Annotated in this window: 21 protein-coding genes; 11 read left to right on the plus strand and 10 right to left on the minus strand. The window is 26.5% G+C overall.

Annotated elements, in window-relative coordinates; translation table 11 throughout:
- Positions 1 to 15: 15 nt before the first annotated feature.
- Positions 16 to 708, minus strand: coding sequence for a rhodanese-like domain-containing protein (locus tag LPB137_RS03775; protein ID WP_076084561.1), 693 nt, complete (start codon positions 706 to 708; stop codon positions 16 to 18).
- A gap of 165 nt (positions 709 to 873) precedes the next feature.
- Here LPB137_RS03775 and LPB137_RS03780 point away from each other — a divergent pair, with 165 nt between their 5' ends.
- From LPB137_RS03780 to LPB137_RS03805, 6 genes are all read left to right on the plus strand, one after another.
- Entirely contained in the window at positions 874 to 2,232 is a 1,359-nt protein-coding gene (locus LPB137_RS03780) for an imelysin family protein (RefSeq protein ID WP_076084564.1), read from the plus strand.
- 115 nt (positions 2,233 to 2,347) lie between these two features.
- Positions 2,348 to 3,598: a di-heme oxidoredictase family protein gene (locus tag LPB137_RS03785; RefSeq protein WP_228144690.1), complete on the plus strand. Its 1,251-nt coding sequence runs from the start codon at positions 2,348 to 2,350 to the stop codon at positions 3,596 to 3,598.
- Complete coding sequence (locus LPB137_RS03790) at positions 3,598 to 4,542, plus strand: imelysin family protein (protein WP_228144691.1); 945 nt, start codon at positions 3,598 to 3,600, stop codon at positions 4,540 to 4,542. Before LPB137_RS03785 ends, LPB137_RS03790 begins: the two co-directional genes overlap by 1 nt.
- Positions 4,543 to 4,544: 2 nt before the next feature.
- Positions 4,545 to 5,468 carry a sterol desaturase family protein gene (locus LPB137_RS03795; protein ID WP_076084573.1) on the plus strand — a complete coding sequence of 308 codons (924 nt, stop codon included), beginning with the start codon at positions 4,545 to 4,547 and terminating at the stop codon, positions 5,466 to 5,468.
- A 1-nt stretch (position 5,469) separates the two neighbouring features.
- Positions 5,470 to 6,633: a cytochrome-c peroxidase gene (locus LPB137_RS03800; RefSeq protein WP_083657094.1), complete on the plus strand. Its 1,164-nt coding sequence runs from the start codon at positions 5,470 to 5,472 to the stop codon at positions 6,631 to 6,633.
- 85 nt (positions 6,634 to 6,718) lie between these two features.
- The gene (locus tag LPB137_RS03805; protein WP_076084576.1) at positions 6,719 to 6,982 is read left to right on the plus strand and encodes a hypothetical protein; all 264 of its coding nucleotides are present in this window, start codon (positions 6,719 to 6,721) and stop codon (positions 6,980 to 6,982) included.
- A 5-nt stretch (positions 6,983 to 6,987) separates the two neighbouring features.
- Here LPB137_RS03805 and LPB137_RS03810 read toward each other — a convergent pair whose 3' ends face one another.
- Positions 6,988 to 8,868: a sensor histidine kinase gene (locus LPB137_RS03810; RefSeq protein ID WP_076084579.1), complete on the minus strand. Its 1,881-nt coding sequence runs from the start codon at positions 8,866 to 8,868 to the stop codon at positions 6,988 to 6,990.
- A gap of 129 nt (positions 8,869 to 8,997) precedes the next feature.
- Here LPB137_RS03810 and LPB137_RS03815 point away from each other — a divergent pair, with 129 nt between their 5' ends.
- Genes LPB137_RS03815 through LPB137_RS03825 form a run of 3 tightly spaced genes read left to right on the plus strand, consistent with a single transcriptional unit; the run spans position 8,998 to position 12,626 of the window.
- On the plus strand, positions 8,998 to 9,702 hold the full coding sequence (locus LPB137_RS03815; RefSeq protein ID WP_076084582.1) for an SDR family NAD(P)-dependent oxidoreductase: 705 nt from the start codon (positions 8,998 to 9,000) through the stop codon (positions 9,700 to 9,702).
- Between the two features lie 24 nt (positions 9,703 to 9,726).
- A complete protein-coding gene (locus LPB137_RS03820) occupies positions 9,727 to 11,739 on the plus strand; it encodes a methyl-accepting chemotaxis protein (protein ID WP_076084585.1) in 2,013 nt (670 codons plus the stop codon).
- A 20-nt stretch (positions 11,740 to 11,759) separates the two neighbouring features.
- Positions 11,760 to 12,626, plus strand: coding sequence for a patatin-like phospholipase family protein (locus LPB137_RS03825; protein ID WP_076084588.1), 867 nt, complete (start codon positions 11,760 to 11,762; stop codon positions 12,624 to 12,626).
- Positions 12,627 to 12,632: 6 nt separating this feature from the next.
- Here the strand turns inward: LPB137_RS03825 and LPB137_RS03830 are convergent, their stop codons facing one another.
- From LPB137_RS03830 to LPB137_RS03855, 6 genes are all read right to left on the minus strand, one after another.
- Positions 12,633 to 13,820: an APC family permease gene (locus LPB137_RS03830; RefSeq protein WP_076084591.1), complete on the minus strand. Its 1,188-nt coding sequence runs from the start codon at positions 13,818 to 13,820 to the stop codon at positions 12,633 to 12,635.
- Positions 13,810 to 14,709 (minus strand): DMT family transporter, encoded by a 900-nt coding sequence (locus tag LPB137_RS03835; RefSeq protein ID WP_076084594.1) that lies wholly within the window; start codon positions 14,707 to 14,709, stop codon positions 13,810 to 13,812. Before LPB137_RS03835 ends, LPB137_RS03830 begins: the two co-directional genes overlap by 11 nt.
- Positions 14,706 to 15,605 (minus strand): DMT family transporter, encoded by a 900-nt coding sequence (locus LPB137_RS03840; RefSeq protein WP_076084597.1) that lies wholly within the window; start codon positions 15,603 to 15,605, stop codon positions 14,706 to 14,708. Before LPB137_RS03840 ends, LPB137_RS03835 begins: the two co-directional genes overlap by 4 nt.
- A 51-nt stretch (positions 15,606 to 15,656) precedes the next feature.
- Positions 15,657 to 16,448 carry an AraC family transcriptional regulator gene (locus tag LPB137_RS03845; RefSeq protein WP_076084600.1) on the minus strand — a complete coding sequence of 264 codons (792 nt, stop codon included), beginning with the start codon at positions 16,446 to 16,448 and terminating at the stop codon, positions 15,657 to 15,659.
- Between the two features lie 85 nt (positions 16,449 to 16,533).
- Positions 16,534 to 17,814 carry a Na+/H+ antiporter NhaA gene (nhaA, locus tag LPB137_RS03850; protein WP_076084603.1) on the minus strand — a complete coding sequence of 427 codons (1,281 nt, stop codon included), beginning with the start codon at positions 17,812 to 17,814 and terminating at the stop codon, positions 16,534 to 16,536.
- A gap of 5 nt (positions 17,815 to 17,819) precedes the next feature.
- Positions 17,820 to 18,194: a Fur family transcriptional regulator gene (locus LPB137_RS03855; protein ID WP_076084607.1), complete on the minus strand. Its 375-nt coding sequence runs from the start codon at positions 18,192 to 18,194 to the stop codon at positions 17,820 to 17,822.
- A gap of 123 nt (positions 18,195 to 18,317) precedes the next feature.
- Here LPB137_RS03855 and LPB137_RS03860 point away from each other — a divergent pair, with 123 nt between their 5' ends.
- Positions 18,318 to 19,220 (plus strand): metal ABC transporter solute-binding protein, Zn/Mn family, encoded by a 903-nt coding sequence (locus tag LPB137_RS03860; protein ID WP_076084610.1) that lies wholly within the window; start codon positions 18,318 to 18,320, stop codon positions 19,218 to 19,220.
- Positions 19,217 to 20,722: a HoxN/HupN/NixA family nickel/cobalt transporter gene (locus LPB137_RS03865; protein WP_076084613.1), complete on the plus strand. Its 1,506-nt coding sequence runs from the start codon at positions 19,217 to 19,219 to the stop codon at positions 20,720 to 20,722. Before LPB137_RS03860 ends, LPB137_RS03865 begins: the two co-directional genes overlap by 4 nt.
- 45 nt (positions 20,723 to 20,767) lie before the next feature.
- Here the strand turns inward: LPB137_RS03865 and LPB137_RS03870 are convergent, their stop codons facing one another.
- Together LPB137_RS03870 and LPB137_RS03875 are read right to left on the minus strand one after the other, a co-directional pair.
- Positions 20,768 to 22,264 (minus strand): PLP-dependent transferase, encoded by a 1,497-nt coding sequence (locus LPB137_RS03870; RefSeq protein WP_076084615.1) that lies wholly within the window; start codon positions 22,262 to 22,264, stop codon positions 20,768 to 20,770.
- Positions 22,265 to 22,273: 9 nt separating this feature from the next.
- On the minus strand, positions 22,274 to 23,425 hold the full coding sequence (locus tag LPB137_RS03875) for a trans-sulfuration enzyme family protein (RefSeq protein ID WP_076084617.1): 1,152 nt from the start codon (positions 23,423 to 23,425) through the stop codon (positions 22,274 to 22,276).
- Positions 23,426 to 23,621 lie beyond the last annotated feature (196 nt).

Consider the following 23,621-nt stretch of genomic DNA (forward strand, 5'->3'; position numbering starts at 1 on the left):
AATAAGGGTTAAACCTTATTTTAAATTCTTAGTTACACTCAAAGATAAACTTTCCCACGAAGCCATTCCTCCTCTATACCAAATCATTTTATTTGTTGGATATCCAATTGATGTAAGATATTTAATACTTTTTGATGATATTGGGCACCATGGACCATTACAGAAAAACACTGCTGTTTTTGCATTTGAAAAATCTAATTTATTATTTTCATTTACTTTAATTCCTAAATTTTTATATGCTTCATTAAAATCTTCTTCAAAATCTTCATCATATTTTAAATCTTCATAAGGAACATTAACGGCACTTGGAATTGTCTTAAAATCAAACCAAGATTTTTTTCTACTATCAACTAATACATATGATTCTGGATTTTTTAATGTTTTTGTAAAAATAAAATTCATCACTTCAATTTCTGAGTATGTTTTTATTTTGTCATTTATATACAATCCTTGAATAACACCTTTTGTACTGATTATAGTTTTCTTACATTCATTTGGAATATTTGTAGCTATGTTTTGATCAGTAAAACTCTCTTTTGAAACTGAAATATTAAGACATTTAGAATTAATCACTCTTTCAATAAGATATTTTTCTTTTGTTCCATTTGAATATGTATGTTCAACTTTTATACCTGTAAATTGTAAAGCATAGGGTTTTACTGCATGTGAGTATATAAATAAACACACAATTAGAAGAGCTGTTTTCATTTTTGATCCTTTATTAATTTATAGTATAAATAATAAATACTTAAAACAACACTTTAATATGCTCGAATATAGTTATGATAATAATTATCAGTTTAATATTAATTTAAGTCAAATTTCGATTTAATTTCATTAATGATAATTGATATTAAAATTAAAAGGAACATAATGTTAAATAAAACAAAACTTTTTGCAGCTTCTTTATCTGTAGTAACTGCAATCGCACTAACTGGTTGTGTAACAACAACTGCAAATGATGCAATGACAAAAATGGAAACTGTTAAGTCAAAAGGAATTTTAGGTTCATATGCAAATTTAGCATTAGCAAACTATACTGATGCTTTAAACGATGCAATCGTTTTAGAAAAAGCAATTGATATTTTTGCTTCAAATCCAAGTGCTACAAACTTTACTAATGCAAAAAAAGCTTGGTTAGTTTCAAGAGAATCTTACGGTCAAACTGAAATCTTTAGACTTGCAAATGGTCCAATTGATGCAGAAGAAGGTTGGGTTGCTGATGCTTATGGTGCTTTAGAAGGACAACTTAATGCTTGGCCTTTAGATGAAAATATGATTGATTATACAATTGATGCAAATGGAGCTAAAACTTCAGGAAATATTATTGATACTATGGGTACTTTTAATCCAGGTGGAGAAGATGCACAAGCTGTAAATGTTAAAACTATTACAGAAGATGCTTTATCTGCATTAAATGAAAATGGTGGAGACGCAAATGTTTCAACTGGTTACCATGCTATTGAGTTCTTATTATGGGGACAAGATCAAGATTACTCTAACTTCTTAAAAGATTCAGTAACAAAAGGTGCATTAACAGCAGGACAGCGACCATTAAGTGATTTTACTACTGCTAAAAATGCAGACAGAAGATTAGCTTATTTAAAAGCAGCTGCATCTAAAGTCGTAAATGATTTAACAACTGTTAAAAGTGCTTGGGTAAAAGATGTAAATGGTTCTAATGGTTTATATCAAGCTGCATTACAAGGTAATTTAAGTGATTCAAATTCTTCAAAAAATATTGAATCAAGTGAAGCTTTAAAACAAATTATTGCTGGTATGGGTGTATTTATGAAATCTGAATTAGCAAATGAAAGAATTGCAGTAGCAGTTTTAACTCCTAGTGAAGAAGATGAACATTCTTGTTTCTCTGATAATACACATAGAGATATTTTAAATAACTATCTTGGATTTAGAAATGTTTTAACTTCTACATATAAAGGTCAAAAATTTGGAAACTCTTTATTAGATACTCTTGATGCTGATTCAAAAACTAGAGTTATTTCTTTAATGAAATCAATTGAAGAAAAAATTAATAGTGTTGATAATGCTGCAAAAACTAGTGAGCACTTTGATTATCAAATCAAATCAACAAGTTCTCAATCAAAAGTGATTGTAAAACTTAAAAATGAAATGAGAAAATTAGGTGATGAAATGGTTAATGTTGCTAAAGCAAATGGTATTGATTTAACTAGTGATGATGTAACTGATGCTGAAGAAACAAAAATTTAATTTTTCTTTCTTTCGTTTAGTTCTAACTAAAAGCCTAGTAGCAATTTTTGCTACTGGGCTTTTTGCGGTTAATAATACTGGCGACTTTTTCTCCACAAAGAAAGATAAGTCTTTAATGTTAAAACCAATAAGTGGTATGAATAATGAACAGTATGATAAATTTATTTTAGGGAGAAGCTTTTTTGTAATACCTTGGGTTGAAGCACCAAGTGCTACAACTGCAAGAGATGGTTTAGGACCATTATTTAATGCAAATACATGTGTTTCATGTCATGCAGGAAATGGTAGAGGAACTTTATACAATAAAAAAGGTAAACCCTCTCGTTCATTAGTAGCAAGATTATCTATTGCTTCTAATGGTTCTTTTGAACATAAAGAACTATTAAATAAAAATGGTTTTATTCCGCATCCTGTTTACGGTGCTCAAATATCAATTAATGGTATTCATGGTGTGGATTTTGAAGCAAGAGTAAAAATAGATTTTGAAAAAATTAAAGTAAAGTTTCCTGATGGTGAAATTGATGAACTTTTAAAACCAAAATATGAACTTATAAATAAAAACTATGGAAAAATATCAGAAGATACAGCGATAACTTATCGTATTGCACCTTCTTTACATGGTTTAGGTTTAATTGAAAAAATATCAAATGAAGATATTTTAAAAAATGTTGATGAAAATGATAGCAATAATGATGGTATATCAGGTAAAGCTAATATGGTATATTCACCTAAAACAAAAAAATATGAGTTAGGTAAATATACATGGAAAGCTAGTTCAGCAAGTGTGATTGAGCAATCCGCAGCAGCAGCTTCTAGTGATATGGGATTAACAAGTATGTATTTTATGAATGAAAATTGTACTAGTTCTCAAAAAGAGTGTAATGATGCACCAAAAGCTGTACACAAAGAAGATATAACACCACAGCGATTAGAAGCAATTAGTTTTTATTTAAAAAATACAAAAGCCTATAAACCAAAACAAACACAAGAGTTTAAAGAAGGTTTAGAAATATTTGAATCAATTGGGTGTGTTAAATGTCACGCTAATAATTTTAAAACTTCTGATAACTTAACTATATCACCTTATTCGGATTTTTTACTTCATAATATGGGTGAGCAATTAAGTGATAATAGAAATGAATTTAATGCAAGTTCAAAAGAGTGGAGAACTTCTCCTTTATGGGGACTTTCATTACATGAAAAAATAAACAAAAAAAGACCTAGGTTATTACATGATGGAAGAGCTAGAGATTTCCAAGAAGCGATTCTTTGGCATGGTGGGGAAGCAAATAGTGTAAAAGAAAACTATATGAATTTACCAAAACAAACAAGAAAAAAATTACTTAAATTTTTAGGAAGTATATAATGAAAAAAATTTTATTTACATTGATGTTCTTAGTATCAACTATTTTTGCACAAGAGACAGCATTAATTTCGATATTAAAAAATATATCAATACCAAATGTACAAAACACAATAAACAATGCTGATGCTTTAAAAAAAGATTTAAACGAGCAGAATTTCAAGAAATTTTTAAAGTCATGGAAAAAAGTAGAAGCAATATATTTTGCAGGTGAAATAGACAATGATTATTTAGATTCGCCTAGATATATTGATGTATTTCATAATCTAAAAGAAGATTTAAATGAACAAATGAAAAGAGTAATTGCTTCAAAAGATGATGTGAATATTGCATTATTTAAAAATTCATTTAAAACTATAAATGCTTTAGAGTACGTTTTATTTAATGATAAAGAAATCACAACTAGAGAAAAACTTTTAAGTATTGAAATAATTAAATCAATTCAATCTCATTTAAATGATATAAAAGAAGTTTATACAAACTATTTAAAGCAAAAACCAAAAGAAGAAAAATGGGAAAATGCAATGATTATCAATACATTAGTTGCAAGTACATATAGATTGAAAGAGTGGAGAATAGGTGATCCAAGTGGTAATTCTTCAAAATATAAAGATGATATTGATAATAAAAGAGCAGAATATTTTTTAAGTAAGAATTCATTTGAAGCTATTACTTCAATTTTAGATGCTCATGATGAAATAATGAATACTTCAAACTCTTATAATTTTGGAAAAATGGCTATAGAGTCTGGTGCAAAAGCTGAGGTTATGGAAGTACAAAATGCAATAAAAAATGCAAAAATAGAAGTATCAAAATTGAAAAATGATGATTTTTCAAATGCAAAAGAGTTATATAATAGTGCAAAGAACTTACATAATGCATATTATTTATCACTAATTGAGCAGTTATCTGTAACTGCAAAAATCCTTGATGCAGATGGTGACTAAAATTGAATGATCTTTTTGCATTAGAATATATTATAAACCCAAATAAAAGAATATTTTGGGTTTATATCTTTACTGCAATTGCAATAAGCATAATTTATTACTATTATAATTCAAGAGGTAAAAGAGTGATTTTAAGTTCAAAACTATGGCTTCATCCTAGTGCTAAACTTGATTATTATTACTTTTTTATTTCATATTTTATAAAAGTATTTATGCTAATTCCTATTGTTATTTCTGCAAAAAGTATCGCTTTTTTAGTAAATAAACAACTATATTTACAATTTGATTATTATGAAAATACATACTTCTCATATGAAGTTGTAATTTTAATGTATACAATTTCACTTTTTATAGTAAGTGATTTTTCAAGATATTGGTTACATAGATTTTTACATACAATTCCTTTTTTATGGGAATTTCACAAAGTTCATCATAGTGCAAAAGTTTTAACACCTATTACTTTTTATAGAGTTCATCCAATTGAAAATCTTCTTTTTGGACTGCGATATTCATTAAGTATTGGTCTTGTAACTGGTGTATTTGTCTATTTCTTTGGTGCTATGATTGATATATATTCGGTTTTAGGTGTAAATATTATTGTATTTGTTTTTTCAATTTTAGGATCAAATTTAAGGCATTCCCATGTGCCTTTTTCTTTTGGACAAAGAATTGAGAAATGGTTTATTTCACCAAAGCAACACCAAATTCATCATAGTAGAAATTTTTTTAATAAAAACTATGGAGGAACATTAGCACTTTGGGACAGAGTATTTGGCACTTTAAAACTATCAAAAGAAGTAAAAGTATTAAAATTTGGTTTACGAAGAAATCAAATGAATGAGTATAAAAGTATTTTTGATTTAGTATTTAAACCATTTAAACTTTTAGCAGTAAAAAACATAAAAAATATAAAAAAAGGGAATTAAAATGATTTATTTAAAACTTATAGTATTAGGATTTTTTGCTCTAATATTTACTGGGTGTTTAAGTGATAATACCTTATCAAAAGCAGAAATTTTAAAACAAAAACAAGATAAAGAAATTTTAGGAAAAGTTTTATATTTTGATAAAAACTTATCAAAAAATAGAACTCAGTCGTGTGCAACTTGTCATAATCCTGAAGCTGGGTTTGTTGATGATAGAAATAATGGTGTAAATTCAATGGCTTCATTAGGTGATAATAATACTTCAATAGGGGATAGAAGTGCACCAACAGCATCATATGCAATGTTTTCTCCAAAGTTTCATTATGATATTAAAAAGAAAAAGTATATTGGTGGACAGTTTTGGGATGGAAGAGAAGATGACTTAGAAGGTCAAGCTGGAGGACCACCATTGAATCCTGATGAAATGGGTATGAAAGATAAAAAAGAAGTTAGTCTTAGATTACAAGAAAACTCATATTATGTTGAAAGTTTTAAAAGTATTTATGGAGATGATATTTGGGAAAATGATGATTTGGTATATAAAGCTATGACAGAAGTAATAGCAGCTTTTGAAAGAACAAAAGAGTTTGCTCCTTTTGATTCAAAATATGATAGATTTTTAAAAGGTGAATATAATTTGTCAGCTTTAGAAGATTTAGGAAAAGCAATATTTTTCTCAAATAATAATAACTCTTGTGCAACTTGTCATGTATTAAAAGGTGAAGATAAATTAGGTGAAACATTTACTAATTATGAATATCATAATATTGGTACACCTGCAAATACAAGATTGAGAGCTAAAAATGGTGTTTCAACTATTGATGGTGGTTTATTAAATAATCCAAAAGTTACAGATAAAAAAGAAAAAGGTAAATATAAAGTTCCAACTTTAAGAAATGTAGCAGTAACTGCACCTTACATGCATAATGGTGTATTTAAAGATTTAAGAACTGTAGTAGAGTTTTATGATAAATACAATAATAAAGATAGAAAAATTAACCCTGAAACAAATAAGCCTTGGGAAGATCCAGAAGTTAAAGAAACGATTTCATTAGAAGAGTTAAAATCTAAAAGACAAAGTGATAGAAAAATAGAAGCCTTAGTTGCATTTATGAAAATTTTAACCGATAAAAAATATGAACATCTTTTAATAGATAGTAAATAACAACAAAAATAATTTTGTTGTTATTTATTTATACTTAAGTATAATTTGATAATATGTATTAAATAAAGGATTTATTATCAAAACATTGCTTTTTATACTTATAAGTACTTCACTATTTGCTAGTAGTTCTAATACTTACAAATTTAAAAAATTAGAAGAGGTAAAAACAGAACTAATTAATAAATATGAAATTAGAGTTGAAGTTGCAAGACTTGATAAATTTTATAAACGAGTAAAAGTTTTAAATAGAACTCTTCACTGCTTTAAAAATTCTAGAAGTAAAAGAGAAATAACTGCTTGTAAAATCGATGAAAACAAAAGAATAATGCAACTTATAAAAAAAGGATAACTTGACTATTCTAGATTAAAAACAATTTTAGTCTGAAGTCCTAAATAGTTATCTTTATTAAGAATATATTTTTTATTTTCTATACTCATAGAAGCTTTAAAATGTTTCTTAATAATTTCGTCTGTCATATAAAGACCAATTCCTGTACCTTGTGATTGATGTTTGGTTGTAAAGTAAGGTTCAAGTACTTTATCTAGTATTTTTTTGTCAATACCTCCTCCATTATCACTTATTTCTAAAATACCTTTATTATTGTTTTTATAAGTCTTTATTGATATTTCTCTTGAGTGGTCTTTTGTTATTAGAGCGTCTTTTGAATTATTTATAATATTTATTAATGCTTGAATTAACTCATTTTCAACACCATAAACTTCATATTCTATAAGCTCTTTTTTCAAATTTATATCATTGATTTTCAGTTGTGCATTTGTTAATTTTAAAGTTTTTTCAATTACAGTTAAGATACTTGAATGTTTACTAATTTTATCTGTTTTGAAAAAATTTCTAAAATCATCAATAGTTTTTGATAAATATTGTGCTGAATTTGTAATATTATGAATTGAATCATTAAATGTATCATCATCAAGAGTGTCATAATCTTTTTGTAGCTTCATACCACTAGCAGCTGTTGTAATTAAAGATAAAGGCTGTCTCCACTGATGTGCAATATTCCCAAGCATTTCTCCCATTGCAGCCATTTTAGCTTGCTGTGATAATAAATGATTTTGCTTAGTATTCTCTTTTATATGATTTTGAATATCTTTTCTATATTTATTAAATTTTATATTCAAAATTCTCGATATATAAAAAGATACAGCAAGAAGTATCGATGTTAAAATAATAGCAACAGTAAATATATATAAAATATTTTTATTGAATTTCTTGTTTAATTCTTTTTCTTTTTGAATAAAAAGATTGCTAATATCATTTTCATAAAAAATCTTAGTAATTACCCAATTCCAATTTTCTAAACCTTTTGAATAACTTGTTTTGATTGTATTGTTAGCAGTATTATCATCATTTTTATATGAAAGATAACCACTACCTGTTTTTGCAATATGGATTAGTTCTTTTTTTGTAGAAGTAGTCATTTCTGATAATGTATCCATTTTATTATTATTTGCTAATACTTCGCCATTATAATCTAAAATCATATAATAATTATTTTTATCAGATGATAGTTTTTGAGTATAATTTAATACTTCTTTTTTTACAAGCTTTTCAAAATCTACAAAATATTCTCCTGTCCCTATAAACCAATTATATGGTTCAAAATATTTATTGAAACCTATTTTTTTATATTGCTTAGTCATATCATCTGGTTTATGATAAGACCAAGTTAAAAATCCTTCTTGTTCTTCTTTTACTTGTTTTACAATTTTTCTTGTAAGATATTCACCTTTGCCATCTTTAAAATTATAAAAACTTGTACCTTCAAGTTTTTTTGCAAGTGGTAACAAAATACATTCATAGTTTTCCATTGAATAGATGAAATAATAACCTCTATTTTGATTAAATCTTATATGTCTAAGTGCATTTTTAATCATTTGTTTTATTTCTTGTTCAGATTTAATATCTTTATTTTCATTATATATACTACTTGCAACTCTATGTGCTTCATAAACTCTATTTTTAATATTTTCTTTTAAAAACTTTTCTGTATCTTTTTTTGTTTCTACAATAAAATCATGTAATCTATGAGTATCATTTTTAATTTTTAATTTATTACTTCGTATAAAATTTGTTTTTATTTGTTTTTTTTCTTTTTCTAGTGTTGATTGTTTGTCTATATATAAAAAAACAGAAATAATTATAGAAATTGTTAATACAAATACAGGTGGCGTATATTTAATTATATTTAATATTTGTTTTTCATTTTTATACATTTAATACCACCTTTTATTATTATTTATACTTAAATGCTGTATTGTAAACATAATACATATTATTAAATTAAACCAATATAAATAAAAATTAAACTATTATAATAATATAAAAGATAAACAAGGAAAAATATGTCTAAAAGAGTATTAGTAACAGGTGGAAATAAAGGAATAGGTTTAGCAGTTTCACAAGCTATGTTAGCACTTGATTATGAAGTAATAGTAGTAGCTAGAGATTTCAAAGATTTTGCTTTAGGAGGTCTTCCTAATGTTACAGAAATAGAGTATGACTTATCAAATATTGAAAATTTAGAGCAATTAGCAAAAGAAGTTGGAAATATAGATATTTTGATTAATAATGCTGGTTTTATGCAACCAAAATATACTTATGATAATTATCCTAATGAGGCAAAAGAGAAAATCATGAATGTGGATTTACACGCTCCAGTTGAACTTATGAATTTATTATGCGAAAATATGAAAAAACAAAAAAATGGAAGAATTGTAAACGTTGCATCAATTGCAGGACAAATCGGACATCCTGATGTTTGGTATGGTATTGCAAAAGCAGGGCTTATAAATGCTACTAAAATATACGGAAAACTATTAGGTGCACATGGGGTTTCTGTAAATTGTATCGCTCCAAGTCCAACTGAAACTGATATGCAAAAAGATAACTCAGAGCAGAGAAAAAAAGAGTTTAAAAAGACTGTTTCATCAGGAAGATTTGCTCAACCTGAAGAAGTTGCAAAAGCAATTGTTTGGCTAGCAACTGAATGTCCTGTTTATATTAATGGAATTACTTTAGATATAAACGATTGTTCTTACGCAAGATAAAATTAAATAAAAATAGGATGTTAAATGTTTAAAAATAGTTCATTAAAAACAATATTACTAATGGGTGGTTTTATAATTAGTTTAATTGCAGTTGTAAATATTGTAGTTAATAGTATTCAATTAAAAGATATAGAAAATAAAGTAATTGAAAAAGAAAGAGAAATTCTTCCTCATGTCTTTAGTTTCTTAAATTTGCAAAGAGATGTTATTCAAGTTCAGCAGTGGTTTACTGATGTTTCTGCAACTAGAGCAGCAGAAGGTTTTGATGATGGATTTGGAATTGCAAAAGAATATTTTGTTAGTGGAAATAAAATTCTAGATCATGTAATTACAGAACACGAGAGATATAATGAACCAGAAATGGTACAAGAATTAGAAGAATTTAAAAAAGATTTCGCAAGTTTTTATAATATTGGTTTAAAAATGGCAAATACTTATGTTAAAGATGGCCCAACTGAAGGTAATAAGATGATGCTTGAACTTGATCCTTTTGCAGAAAAATTAACTATTAAACTTGATAAATGGATTAAAGAACATATAGAAGAAAATAATTTAAGAGCTAATGAAATTGATAAGCAAATTGCTTCTGCTGAAACTAGTCAAATTGTATTAGGTTTGATTTTAATAGTTATGGCATGTATTATATTTTTTATTATAATTAAAAGAATAGTTTCTTCTTTAGATAATTTTCAAGAAGGTTTATTAAACTTTTTCTCTTATTTAAACAAAGAAGTTGCTACAGTTGAAAAATTAGATGATAGTAGAAATGATGAGTTTGGTAAAATGTCAAATGTTATAAACAAAAATATTGAACATACTAAAAACTTAATTGAACAAGATATAGCTTTAATTGAAGATGTAAAAAATATTGTAAATAAAGTTAATCAAGGTCAAATTGAAAATACTGTGAATGCAAAAACAGAAAATGAAAACTTAGAAGAGTTAAAAAATCTTTTTAATGAAATGTTAAAAACTATGTCAAATAAAATTTGTTCTGACATGACAAAACTTGATGATGCATTGAAATCTTATCAATCTTTAAATTTTAATCATAGAATTGAAAATGACAATGGGGATATTTCTTTAGGTATAAATTCATTAGCTAATATTATTAATGAAATTTTAGTTGAAAATAAATCTAATGGATTAACTCTTCAAAATAGTTCAAATACTCTTATGTCAAATGTAGAAACTTTAAGTACATCTTCAACTCAAGCCGCAGCTTCTTTAGAAGAAACAGCCGCAGCTTTAGAAGAAGTAACAAGTCAAATGGAAGGTAATACAAATAGTATTATTAAAATGTCAGGTTATGCAAATGACTTAAATTTATCTGCTTCTCAAGGTCAAGAATTAGCAAATAAAACAACTTTATCTATGGATGAAATTAATACACAAGTAAATTCAATTAGTGATGCTATTTCAGTAATTGATCAGATCGCTTTCCAAACTAATATTCTTTCTTTAAATGCAGCAGTTGAAGCAGCAACTGCAGGTGAGGCAGGAAAAGGTTTTGCTGTTGTTGCAGCAGAAGTGCGAAATCTTGCAAGTAGGAGTGCAGAAGCAGCAAAAGAGATTAAAAATTTAGTAGAAAGTGCAACATCAAAAGCTAATGATGGTAAAAATATTGCAGATGAAATGATTAAAGGGTATAGTGAATTAAGTAATAATATATCGAATACATCAGATTTAATAAGTGATATTGAAAAGTCTTCTAAAGAACAACAGCTTGGAATTGAACAAATTAATAGTTCGATATCTGCATTAGATACACAAACACAAAAAAATGCAGAAGTAGCTTCTCAAACTAGAAGTATTGCACAATCAACATTGACAATTGCAAATAAAGTTGTTCAAAATGCAAATGATAAAGAATTTATTGGAAAAGATAAAGTAGAAGCAAAGATTGTAGAACTAGTAAAATTAGAAGAACCTTTAGTTACTAATAAACAAGAAAAAACAAGTAATACAAAATTAAATGATGTAAAAAATAAAGTAGTTCAATCAAATGACTCTTCAGATGATTGGGAAAGTTTTTAAAATAGGTAATTTAAAATATTATGATTAATAAGAAGAAAAAAACAGTATCATTAGTTCTTGGAAGTGGAGGAGCTAGAGGTTATGCTCATATTGGAGTTATTAAAGAGCTTATTTCAAATGATTATGAAATAAAATCTATTTCAGGCTCATCAATTGGTGCATTAATTGGTGGACTATATGCTGCAGGAAAACTTGAAGAGTATGAAGAATGGGTACTTAACTTTGATGTTTTTGATATTTTAAAATTAGTTGATTTTTCATTTAATAGAAGTGGAATGATTAATGGTGAAAAAGTATTTAATAAGATAGAAGAAATGATAGGTGATGTTAATATAGAAGACTTGCCTATTTCTTTTACAGCAACTGCAACTGATATTACAAATAGGAAGCAAATATGGCTTCAAAAAGGCTCTTTAAAAGACGCAATTAGAGCCTCAATTGCAATTCCAACTGTTTTTACTCCAAAGAAGTTAAATGATAAAGAACTGTTTGATGGAGGAATTTTAAATCCTTTACCAATTATTCCAACAATTTCAGAGTTTACTGATTTACTAATAGCAGTTGATTTAAATAGTAGTACTAATGTTCTAAGTAAACATAAACATATATTTGAAAAAGAGAAAAAAGGTATTAAAGAAAATATAAGTAATTTCTTTAAATTAAATATATCAAAAAAAGAAGAGCTTAGTTATTTTGAGATAATAAATAAATCTATTGAAACAATGCAAGAAGTTATTTCAAGATATCAACTAGCATCTCACCAACCTGATATTATGATAAATATACCTAATAAATGTTGTGAATTTTATGACTTTCAAAAAGCAAAAGAATTAATTACTTATGGAAGTACAATAACAAAAGAAATTTTAGAAGATACAGATAAATAGCCTATTTTATTTTTTAAAATAAGTAAATAAAAATAAAGAAAATATTACTAATAAAATAAATATATTTGAAAATAGCAAAATAATAAAAAATAGTATAGCTAGTATTATTGCACTATTTTTAAAAAAACCTTTTTCAAAAATTATAACTGCTGTTATTAAACCAATCAAAGCATTTGCAATAAAAAAGCCATCAGCATAAGCGACTAAATTATCTAAACTTAATATTTTAAAATATACTAAAAGTAATGTAATTATATAGATTAAGGATAAAAAGTTTAAAGCTCCTATTGGTGTATTATTTGATAGATGTTTTGAAGTATATGAACTAAGCTTTAGTGATGATATAAGACGTGCTACACCACCTACAAAAAGTATTAACGTACCAACACAAAGTATCATAGAAACACTTGCTAATATCGCATTTGAGTATTCTTGGAAAATTGGTTCTATTATCCATACTAATTTAAAATCTTCTTCTTTAGGAAACTCTCCAAAACAAATAGCAAGTGTTGTCAAAATATAAACAAGTGATATTATAATAGCTGATAATTTAACTGCATTTGTAAGTGTTTTTTTCTTTTCAACTTCATTTGAATAGTTTCCAATTACTTCCCAGCCTACAATGGACCAGAATACAATAATCAAAGAATGACCAAACTCATCAATTGAAATCTTTACTAAAGAGAAGTTAAACTCATTTGTATTTACTAAAATATTTATACTTGAAATTAAAAAAATTAATGTAATTGCTGAACTTACTATTAACATTAATTTCCCAAGAAAATTAATCTTTATTAATAGAAGTAAATATGTAAGTATATAAATAAAAAAGCCTAATAATTCAAGAGAGGTATTTTGAAAGTAGGGTTTTATAAACTCTGCAGCAATTATTAAAACAGCAACTGGACCAAAGAAAACAGCACAAATAAGATAAAAAGAGGTAAGTAATTGATACTTCTTTCCCATAGCCTCTTTTGTTGCAAGACTAACTCCACCTTCTCCTGGAAATAAAACAGCTAGTTTTCCGAAGATTAATGCAAAGACAAAACCTAATGATAAAATAATAGCCCAAATAATAAGTGAAAAATCACCAACCATATTATAAAGTAGTGGAGGAAGAAGTATTAACCCTGAACCTAAGATTGGACCAATAATTAAACCTGATAGGGTAAAAGTATTTAAATTATTTTTCAATCTTCTTCTTAAATATTACAATATTATTCAAAATTTTTACTGCAATTACTGTTAAAATTACACCAATTATTGTTGTGATATGTACTTCTTCTTTTAAAAATATTATACTAAAAATAATAGCAAAAAATGGAACTAAAAATATAAAAGAACTTACTTCATTTGTCCCAAGTTTTTCAATTCCAATAAAATAAACAGTAGTTGCAAATGTAGTTGCAATTACTGCAAGTACTAATATATTTAGCCAAAAGATTGAATCAAAAGCTTTATAGTTTATGCTAGAAAAATCTACAAAGAATAAACTTACAATAACAGTTGAAATCAAATACATATACATACCAAAAACCATTGGAGAAGTATTTGTTATTTTAGAACTTGTAATTGTTAAAGCGGGCCATAAAATTGAAGCACCTAGAAAATACATATTTTGTATTGAGAATATTTGTTCATGCGAAAATGACCAAACATTTAACATTGTAAGTACTCCGACTGCTCCAAGTCCTAAAGCAAATATATCTTTTTTAAGTATCTTTTTACCCCAAAATAGTGCCATAATAATAAATGTATTAATAGGAATAAGAGTAGTTACAAGTGCACCACCAAGAGATGCTGTTCCATATTTTGTTCCTAAAAAATAACACTTTAAATATACAATCATAATAACAGAAGCTAAAATAGCAAGCAAAAAACTTCTTTTATTAATATAAAAATATTTTCTTGTAATTATTAGTACAGGTGCTAAAGTAATTATTGTAAAAAGGTTTCTAAAAAATATTAATTCATACTCATTTATATAAGAGCTTAGTACTTTTGCATTTACCCACGATGCTCCCCATCCTGCCATTGCAAGAATCATTAAGATATAAAATATGTTTTTGTTTTGTTGTGTCATTGTGATTTCTTTCTACTTTTAAAGATTTTTATATCATTGAGAATTTTAACTGAGATTATAGTTAAAATAGTCCCAATAACAATTGAAATAGTTATTTCTTCTTTCAAAAAGATAGCACTTAAAGTAATAGAAGAAAAAGGAACAAGAAAAATAAAAGAGCTAACTTCTGCTCCTAATTTTTCAACTCCTAAAAAATAAATGGTATTACCAAATACTGTTGCTACAAGTGTAATCATTACAAGATTTATATAAAAAGATGAATCAAAACTTACATAGTTTATTTCTTGCAAATCAACAAAGAAAAACAAACTTATAAGTGAAGCTACAAGATAAATATAAAAAGTAAATACTAAAGGAGAAACCTTAGTAACTTTTGAACTTATAATTGTAACTATTGGCCAAATTAATGAAGCTAATAAAAAATATAAGTTCTGTTCTTTGAATATTTCTTCTGCTTTAAATGACCATATATTTAACATTGTTAATACACCTATTGCTCCAAGTATTAAAGCAAAAGCAGATTTCACTGTAATCTTTTTTACTTTTAAGAATGCTAAAAAAATAAAAGTATTAATTGGAACTAAAGTAGTTACTAAAGCACCACCTAAACTAGCAGTTCCTAATTTTACTCCAACATAAAAATATTTCGTATAAGCAATAAATAAAATAGCTGAAATTATAATTAGAAAAAAAACCTTTAAATCAACACGAAAAGATTTCTTTAAAAACATAATTATTGGAATCATAAAAAGTGCGGTAAAAAAATACCTAAAGAACATCATTTCATATTCATTTATGTAGTTACTTAATACTTTCATATTTACAGATGATGCACCCCATGCAATCATTGCAATAAGAAGTAAAATGTAAAATATATTTTTATTTGTATGTGTCATAATAGTCTTTCTGTAATTTATTACAGAAGTATATATTAAAAAGGAAAATACTTATAGAATAATATTGCTATTTTTTTGTAAGTTTGATGGTGTGTATCCAAAATATTTTTTGAAATTTCTTGAAAAATGTGATTGATCATTAAATCCTACTTGAACACTTGCTTGACTAATTGAATAACCTTTTTGTATTAATCCATTTGCTCGATTTAATCGTTCATTTATAATAAAGGCATGAGGTGTTAATCCAAACTCTTTTTTAAAAAGTCTTAGAAAATGGTATTTACTAAGATTAACATTTGAAGCTAAATTATCTAGTGTAAAATTTGTATCAATTGAATCATTTATATATTCATAGGTATTTTTGATGATTTTTTTATCTTCAAAAATATCTTTATATGATTTTGTATAAATAATTGAAGTTAGGATTAGCGTTGATAAAGCATCAATTAGATTAGTTTCTACTAATATCTCATCTTCATTTTTAAAATAAGAATCAAAAAAATTATGAAGTTTCATAAATAGTATTTTATTATCAACTATATGTCTTTTAAAAAATGGTATTTTTTTATCATAAAATATTTGTTCATATAAATTTGTCATAACATCAACTGTTGGATAAAAGTTCACATGAGACCAATCTTTTGATTTACCTGCATGCACTTCTCCTGGATTGTTTATACGTACTGAGTATTTATACGAATCATAACTTTCATGAGAATTATAAGATTTTAAAACACCTTTATATGTTAATCCAATAGTATAAGTACTATGGTAATGTTTTGTAAAATCTTCAGTTGAGTGTGTAATATTTTCAAAAAGTATATTATTTAATAGTTTTGACATGTAAGAATTATAGCTGAATAAAGAAATAAGAATAGAATAGAATTGCTATTTTAATAGTGTTATTAGTAAAAAAGCATAGAATTAACTATGCTTTTTTTGCTCTTAATATTAATAAAACCCCAATAATAGCTGCAACAAATGAAGCTGCAAAAACTCCAAGTTTTACTGCTGCAATTATATCTTCATCTAAGAAGGCTAAGTGAGTAATAAATATAGACATTGTAAATCCAATTCCACCAAGGAATCCAACCGCAACTACTTCAGCCCATGAAATATTATCAGGTTTTTTAATGATATTTAATTTTGTAGCTAAATATGTAAAACCAAAAATTCCTACAGGCTTACCAATAACCAAACCAAAAACAACACCTAAAACTATCATCAAGTTTGCATTTACCGTTGAAAAGTCTATTAAAACACCAGCATTTGAAAATGCAAATAAAGGCATAATAAAGAAAGCTGAAAGACCATGAAGTTGATGTTCTAATCTAACTAATGGATTTTGAACTTTATCATATTTATAAGCCATGTCTTCTAATGCATCAATTTGATTATGGTTTAACATAGGTATTTCATCTATATTTTTTTCAAAGTCATCAATAGATTTTTTTGAATCTTTTATAAAGCTTTTTTCATCGATTTTCGATTTAATTGGAATAGCAAAAGCTAATAAAACTCCAGCAATTGTTGCATGAATTCCAATTGCATGAATATAAATCCAAAGTGCAATTCCTAAAATCAAGTATGGCAAGATTTTAGTAACACCCTTAAAGTTTAAAGCCCAAATTAATCCATAAATTATTGCTGCATGTAAGAAATACTCACTATGAATCTCACTTGTATAAACAGTCGCAACTACTAAAACTGCTCCTAAGTCATCAACAACTGCAAGCGCAACTAAAAATAGTTTTAATGCTGGATTAACCTTTGTTCCTAAAAGCATTAAAATACCAAGTGCAAAGGCAATATCTGTAGCCATTGGAATACCAAATCCAAATGGATTATCTGGATTAAATGCTACATAAACAAGTGCAGGTATTAGCATACCACCAATTGCTGCTACTATTGGAAAAGATGCTTTACTTATAGAGGATAATTCACCTACAACCATTTCTCTTTTTATTTCAAGTCCAACCATAAGAAAAAATAGAGCCATTAGTCCATCATCAATCCAATATGTAAGCGTCATTGAAATTGATAACTCACCAATATTTATACCAAGAGGCATATGCCATAAATCATAATATTCTTGGCCTAAACTAGAGTTTGCAACTATAACAGCTGCAACAGTTGCAACAAAAAGTAAAATACCACTAAGGGCTTCTTTATTTATAAATTGATTTATTGAAACCAAACTTTTAATCATTGATTTTATCCTTTATTTTTTAAACAATTAGGGCAAATACCCTTTATAACTATATTATTAACTTGATAGTCTGTTAGATTTAAATCAAGCTTTTTATGAATACACTCAATCTTTGAACATATTGTACAAATAAAATGAGAATGTTTCGTTTTTTGAATTTCAAAATACCTTTTTTTATCATTTGATTCAAAAGAGTCTATTAAGTCTTCTTCTTCAAATTTTGTAATATTTCTATAAAAAGTTGCTTTATCCATTGAAAGCTCATTTTTAATATCTTCATAAGACAAAGGCTTATCTGAATTAACAAGTATCTCAAGAATTACTTTTCGAGCAGTTGTTAATTTTATATTTTTATCAGTTGTTAATTTTTCTATATTCATATTTTATTATATCAATTTATGTTTAAAGTTTTTTTACAACTAAGTTGCGTTAAAGAGTTTTTTTATTAAAATTCCAAATGCGCAACCAGGTTGCATAAATATAATAGATTAATTAGGATTATAATGAATAAAATAATATTAGTAGCTTTAATGATGATTTCATCTTTATATGCGACAAAAAAAGATGTAACTGTTAGTATTGTACCTCAAAAATATTTCGTAGAAAAAATTGCAGGAGATAAAATAAACGTTAATGTAATGGTTAAGCAAGGTTTTTCTCCAGCTACATATGAACCACGTACTTCTCAAATGAAGAAATTATCGCATTCAAGTGTGTATTTTGCAATTGGTGTTCCTTTTGAAAAATCATGGCTTGAAAAGTTTGAAAATGCAAATAAAAAAATGTTAATTGTTCATACGGATAAAGGTATTAAAAAGCTAGAAATGGAAGAACATTCACATCATGAGGAAAAAGGTCATGATGATCATGAAGAACATGGACATGAAAAGCACGATGACCATGAAGAACATGGACATGAAGGTTTAGACCCACATGTATGGTTAGATCCAGTTGCTGTTAAAATACAAGCTTTAAATATTTATGAAACATTAGTTAAAATTGATGAAGTTAATAGCTCTTTTTATAAAACTAACTATGAAAATTTCTTAAAAGAACTTGATACTTTAAATGAAAAACTTACTAATATTTTAAAACCTTTTGAGCATAAAGCTTTTATGGTATTTCATCCATCATGGGGATATTTTGCAAATAGATATTCATTAGAACAAGTTGCTATTGAAGTAGAAGGGAAAGAACCAAAACCAAAAGAGTTAATTGAATTAATAAAAGATGCACAAGAACATAAAATCAAAATAGTTTTTGTAGCTCCTCAATTTTCACAAAAAAGTGCAAAAATTATTGCTAAAAGTATAAATGGAAATGTTCATACTATTGATCCTTTATCAATAAATTGGGAAACAAACCTAATTGACTCAGCAAAAAAAATAGCTGATACATATAAATGATAAGATTTCTCACCTTACTTCTTTTTATTCAAAGCATCCTTTTAGGATGCTCGATATGTTCAATAACAACTCCACGAACAGATATTTCTATAAATATAACTGCTGATAAAACACTAATAAAAGATGCCCACTTTAAATGGACTTTTTCAAAAGAATTTACAGAAGAACTTTTACGTTTATATGACACAAATCTTGATTTAACTTTTAGTAAGCAAGAACTTGAACCTATCGAAGAATCTCTTTTAACTTATATTGAACCCTTGAATTATCTTACTTTTTTATCATATTCAAACAAAATTGAAGAACACAGTAGAATTATAAATATTAAAAGTCATAAAATATCATTTGTAAATAATATTCTAAGCTTTGAATATGTTGCTAAATTAAACTACAAAATTATTGATAAAAATAAATTGTATATTCGTCTTTATGATGATTATGGATATTTTTCTATTTTCTTTGATGAGTTAAAGCAATCTTTCACAATTCCTTATAATGTGAGAAAAGATTTTAAAGAAGATAATATTACTTATACTATTGATGCTCCTTCATTGGTAAATGAAAAAAGACCTGCTATCACAAATGAAGATGAAATAGAAATTAAAAAACAAAGTGATGAAATAGTTGAAGAAAAAGAATTAACAATCACACAAAGCTTCAAAGAAGAAAATCTTATAAAAGTAAAAGATACTAACAAAGAAGAAAAAACACTAGATAAATTTGTTCAAAAAATAAAAGAGTATTTATTAGCTGTTGAAAAAGGTGAAGATAAATATGCAATGGTATTTTTACTTTTTGCTTCATTTGTTTATGGGATGATTCATGCTTTAGGACCAGGACATGGAAAAGCATTGGCTTTCTCATATTTTAGTTCAAGAAAAAGCTCTTATACACAAGCTTTTACAATATCATTTTTTACTGCATTTATTCATATCGTTGGTGCGTTAATTCTTGTTAGTATTTCTATTTTTATTATTGAAGGGATTTTTTCAAGTTTTTTAGATGATTCAATTTCATATATAACAAAGACATCAGCTGTGTTGATTATGCTTTTATCTTTATTTATTTTATATAGAAAATTAAAAAATAAATCTTGTGCTTGTTGTGCTTGTAATATTCCTGAAAGTAAAAATCAGATGTTTACAGTGCCAAAAGAAAAATCAAATTTTGTACTAAAAAACCCACAAGCAGTTCACACTAGTGCTAATAACAAGAAAGAAAATCTATTTTTTGTATTAACAGCAGGGCTTATTCCTTGTCCTGGAACTGTTGTATTATTTGTTTATGCATTTATTTTAGAAACTTACCTATCTGTATTTCTAGCTAGTATTTTTATTAGTTTAGGAATGGGAATAGTGATTTTTGCATCTTCATTTTTAGGTGTTTCTTTACATAAAGTATCTGCAAAATCATCGAAGTTTACAAACTTTTTAGAAATTGCATCACCTATATTTATGTTTTTCTTAGGTTTGTTTTTATTACTTAGTTGGGAAACAATTTAGAGTTTAATAAAACAAATTAAAAGACTAGAATCAATTTAGATTATTCTAATTTTCTAGTCTTTTAAACTCATTTATAATTTCATTTATATTTTCAACTCCAACAGAAATACGAAGTAAATCAATTGGCAATCCAATCTCTTCTAAAAACTCATTTCCTTCTTTACTTTGAATCAAATCCCAATGAGCTAAATAAGTATAAGGCATAAGAAGTGTAAATTCTGTACCTAAACTTGGACCTTTTGCAAAATTTAGATTGTCATATATATCTTTAAATGGTTTATTAAATGTTACAGAGATAATTCCTGTTAGGCTATTATCATCTTTTATTGTTTGAGAATAATTCTCTTTATTTTCTTCATTTAAACAATAATAAATATCTTTAATATATGAGCATTTTTTGAAATACTCAACTAATAGTTTTGTATTAGAAGAAATCTCTTTTACTCTTTTTTCATAGCCTTTTATTTGTAGTGCTAATCTTTGTATATCTTTTATATATACAGGTTCACAGTGAGTGAAAAACTCTACATTCATATGTGAGAGATTATGTTTTTTATTTAAGATAATTGCACCCATTAAAATATCTGCATTTCCACAGGCAAACTTCGTAAGTGATTCTACAAATATATCTGCATAAGCTTCTAAATTTAAATTAAAAGGTGTTGCAAAAGTTGTATCAATTACCAAAGGAATATTATATTCATCACAAAGGCTTCTTAATCTTTTAATATCAACAGTTTTTAAAAGTGGATTTGTAGGCATTTCTGTAACTATTGCTGATACTTTTTTCCCATCAATTTTTAAAAACTCTTCAAGTAAGTCAAGATTTAAAATATCTGGGAATATTTTTGATTGATTATAGTGATGATTTACAATATTCATAGTATCTAAATACAACCAACCAAATTGAACTAAAATAGTTCTTCCATTATGTGATTGAATACTATTTAACCCTCGTACAATTGAATATATTGCATTCATTCCTGAAGGTGCTAGGCATACATTTTTTGAAGGTTGATTATAAGCATTTGCTAAAGTATTTATTATAATATCTTTTGCTTTTTTCTCATCTTCTAGTTTTTCTTCATGGACTGTATTAATCAATTCTACATCAAAAAGGTATTTTTCTGCTAATCTTGAAGATAAATTACAGCCAACATGTTGGATATATGTTAATACTTTTTGAAGTTGAGTTGTTCCTCTTTGAACTAATATTACTCCAAAAGGCTCATCTACTTCAATTTTATTATGAATAAAATACTTATCACTTATTAACTCAACTGCTTTTTTAGAAGATAGTAATACTACTTCAAAATTATCAGATACTTTATATTTATCTTTTATATAAAGTCCTAGCTTTTTTAAGTATGGATGTAGTTTAAATCGTGGATAACCACTTTTTATTTTTTCAAAAATTTGAGGTGTTTGTTTCTCATAATCAATAACATCTTGCATTGTTGGCATCGATACAGATACTGCATGCACATTGTTAATAGGTAGTGTTTGACCACATTCAATAGCTTTAAAAAATTCTTTACTCATTTGTCTTTCTTAATTTACAGCTTGTTCTATATCTTTGATTAAGTCTTCAACATTTTCTAATCCAATTGAAAATCTTACTGTAGAATCACTTATTCCAATTGCTGCAAGCTCTTCTTTGGAAAATGTTGCATGAGAAATTTTTGCAGGAATTTCAACTCTTGAATCAGGACTTCCAAATGAACACTTTTCACCAAAGATTTTTGTTTTTTCTATAAATTGCTCAGCTAATTCAACACTTTTAAAATCTACACAAAATAAACCTGGAATAAAATCCATTTGCTCATTTGCAAGGGCATGTTGTGGGTGTGATTTTAAACTTGGATGTGTAACTTTATCTATATAGTTTTGCTCTTCTAAATACTGTGCAATAATAATTGAGTTTTTTTCATGTTCAGCCATTCTTACTTTAAGTGTAGGAATTCCAAGTGTGATTAAATACACATCCATTGGATTCTGAGATCTTCCTCCTGCATTTGCATAGTAGTGTATTTCTTTTGCAAGTTCTTCTGTTTTTGCAACAATTGCACCTGCAACTACTGCTCCATGTCCTGAGATATACTTTGTAGTTGAAAATAATGAGAAATCAGCTCCAAGTTTTAATGGTCTTTGAGAAATAAAAGTAGCAAGTGAGTTATCAACTGCAAAAAGGGCATTATTTTCTTTTGCTAAGGCTCCTACTTTTTTTAAATCAATGATTTTTAATCCTGGGTTTGTAGGACTTTCACATAAAACTAAATCAATCGGATTATTTTTTAAAATATCTTCAATTTTATCAAATTCTAAAAAGTCTGCAAAATGAACTGTAACATTATATTTTTCTTTAAAGATCTTAAGTAATCTAAATGTTCCACCATAACAATCAGCTTCAACTAAAATATGTGAATTTGCTTTTAAAACTGTTTCAAAAAGTAGCGCAACAGAAGCAATTCCTGTGTGCGTACAAACACAACCAGCTCCGCCTTCAACTTCTGTGAAAAGATTTTCTAGCATTTCTCTTGTAGGATTATCACTTCTTGTATAGTCATATATCTTATCGCCATCTTGTTTTTTTAAATCAAATGTTCCTGTATTGTATATTGGAAAATGAGAAGCTCCTGTTTGTTCAGCAAAAGGTGCAAACTTTGCAATGTGGCTTAGTGATGTTTCTACATGTTTTTTCATAAAGTGTCCTAATAGTTATTATAATTTGACGTGATTATATCTAAGTTTTTCTTTGAGTTTAAGTGAATAAATGTGTAGTAATTTGATTGTGATTATATTTATCTTAGGATGTAATCATTTAATAAACAATTACTTTTCTTTTATGACATTTTAAATATGAAACTTTAATAAAAACTTTTATATACTGATAATAAAT

Source organism: Poseidonibacter parvus (assembly GCF_001956695.1).
Classification (GTDB): domain Bacteria; phylum Campylobacterota; class Campylobacteria; order Campylobacterales; family Arcobacteraceae; genus Poseidonibacter; species Poseidonibacter parvus.

Coding starts and splice junctions, on each gene's coding strand:
- LPB137_RS03775 (WP_076084561.1), bottom strand. CDS start 708: ATGAAAACAGCTCTTCTAATTGTGTGTTTATTTATATACTCACATGCA.
- LPB137_RS03780 (WP_076084564.1), top strand. CDS start 874: ATGTTAAATAAAACAAAACTTTTTGCAGCTTCTTTATCTGTAGTAACT.
- LPB137_RS03785 (WP_228144690.1), top strand. CDS start 2,348: ATGTTAAAACCAATAAGTGGTATGAATAATGAACAGTATGATAAATTT.
- LPB137_RS03790 (WP_228144691.1), top strand. CDS start 3,598: ATGAAAAAAATTTTATTTACATTGATGTTCTTAGTATCAACTATTTTT.
- LPB137_RS03800 (WP_083657094.1), top strand. CDS start 5,470: ATGATTTATTTAAAACTTATAGTATTAGGATTTTTTGCTCTAATATTT.
- LPB137_RS03810 (WP_076084579.1), bottom strand. CDS start 8,868: ATGTATAAAAATGAAAAACAAATATTAAATATAATTAAATATACGCCA.
- LPB137_RS03815 (WP_076084582.1), top strand. CDS start 8,998: ATGTCTAAAAGAGTATTAGTAACAGGTGGAAATAAAGGAATAGGTTTA.
- LPB137_RS03820 (WP_076084585.1), top strand. CDS start 9,727: ATGTTTAAAAATAGTTCATTAAAAACAATATTACTAATGGGTGGTTTT.
- LPB137_RS03825 (WP_076084588.1), top strand. CDS start 11,760: ATGATTAATAAGAAGAAAAAAACAGTATCATTAGTTCTTGGAAGTGGA.
- LPB137_RS03835 (WP_076084594.1), bottom strand. CDS start 14,709: ATGACACAACAAAACAAAAACATATTTTATATCTTAATGATTCTTGCA.
- LPB137_RS03840 (WP_076084597.1), bottom strand. CDS start 15,605: ATGACACATACAAATAAAAATATATTTTACATTTTACTTCTTATTGCA.
- LPB137_RS03845 (WP_076084600.1), bottom strand. CDS start 16,448: ATGTCAAAACTATTAAATAATATACTTTTTGAAAATATTACACACTCA.
- nhaA (WP_076084603.1), bottom strand. CDS start 17,814: ATGATTAAAAGTTTGGTTTCAATAAATCAATTTATAAATAAAGAAGCC.
- LPB137_RS03855 (WP_076084607.1), bottom strand. CDS start 18,194: ATGAATATAGAAAAATTAACAACTGATAAAAATATAAAATTAACAACT.
- LPB137_RS03860 (WP_076084610.1), top strand. CDS start 18,318: ATGAATAAAATAATATTAGTAGCTTTAATGATGATTTCATCTTTATAT.
- LPB137_RS03865 (WP_076084613.1), top strand. CDS start 19,217: ATGATAAGATTTCTCACCTTACTTCTTTTTATTCAAAGCATCCTTTTA.
- LPB137_RS03870 (WP_076084615.1), bottom strand. CDS start 22,264: ATGAGTAAAGAATTTTTTAAAGCTATTGAATGTGGTCAAACACTACCT.
- LPB137_RS03875 (WP_076084617.1), bottom strand. CDS start 23,425: ATGAAAAAACATGTAGAAACATCACTAAGCCACATTGCAAAGTTTGCA.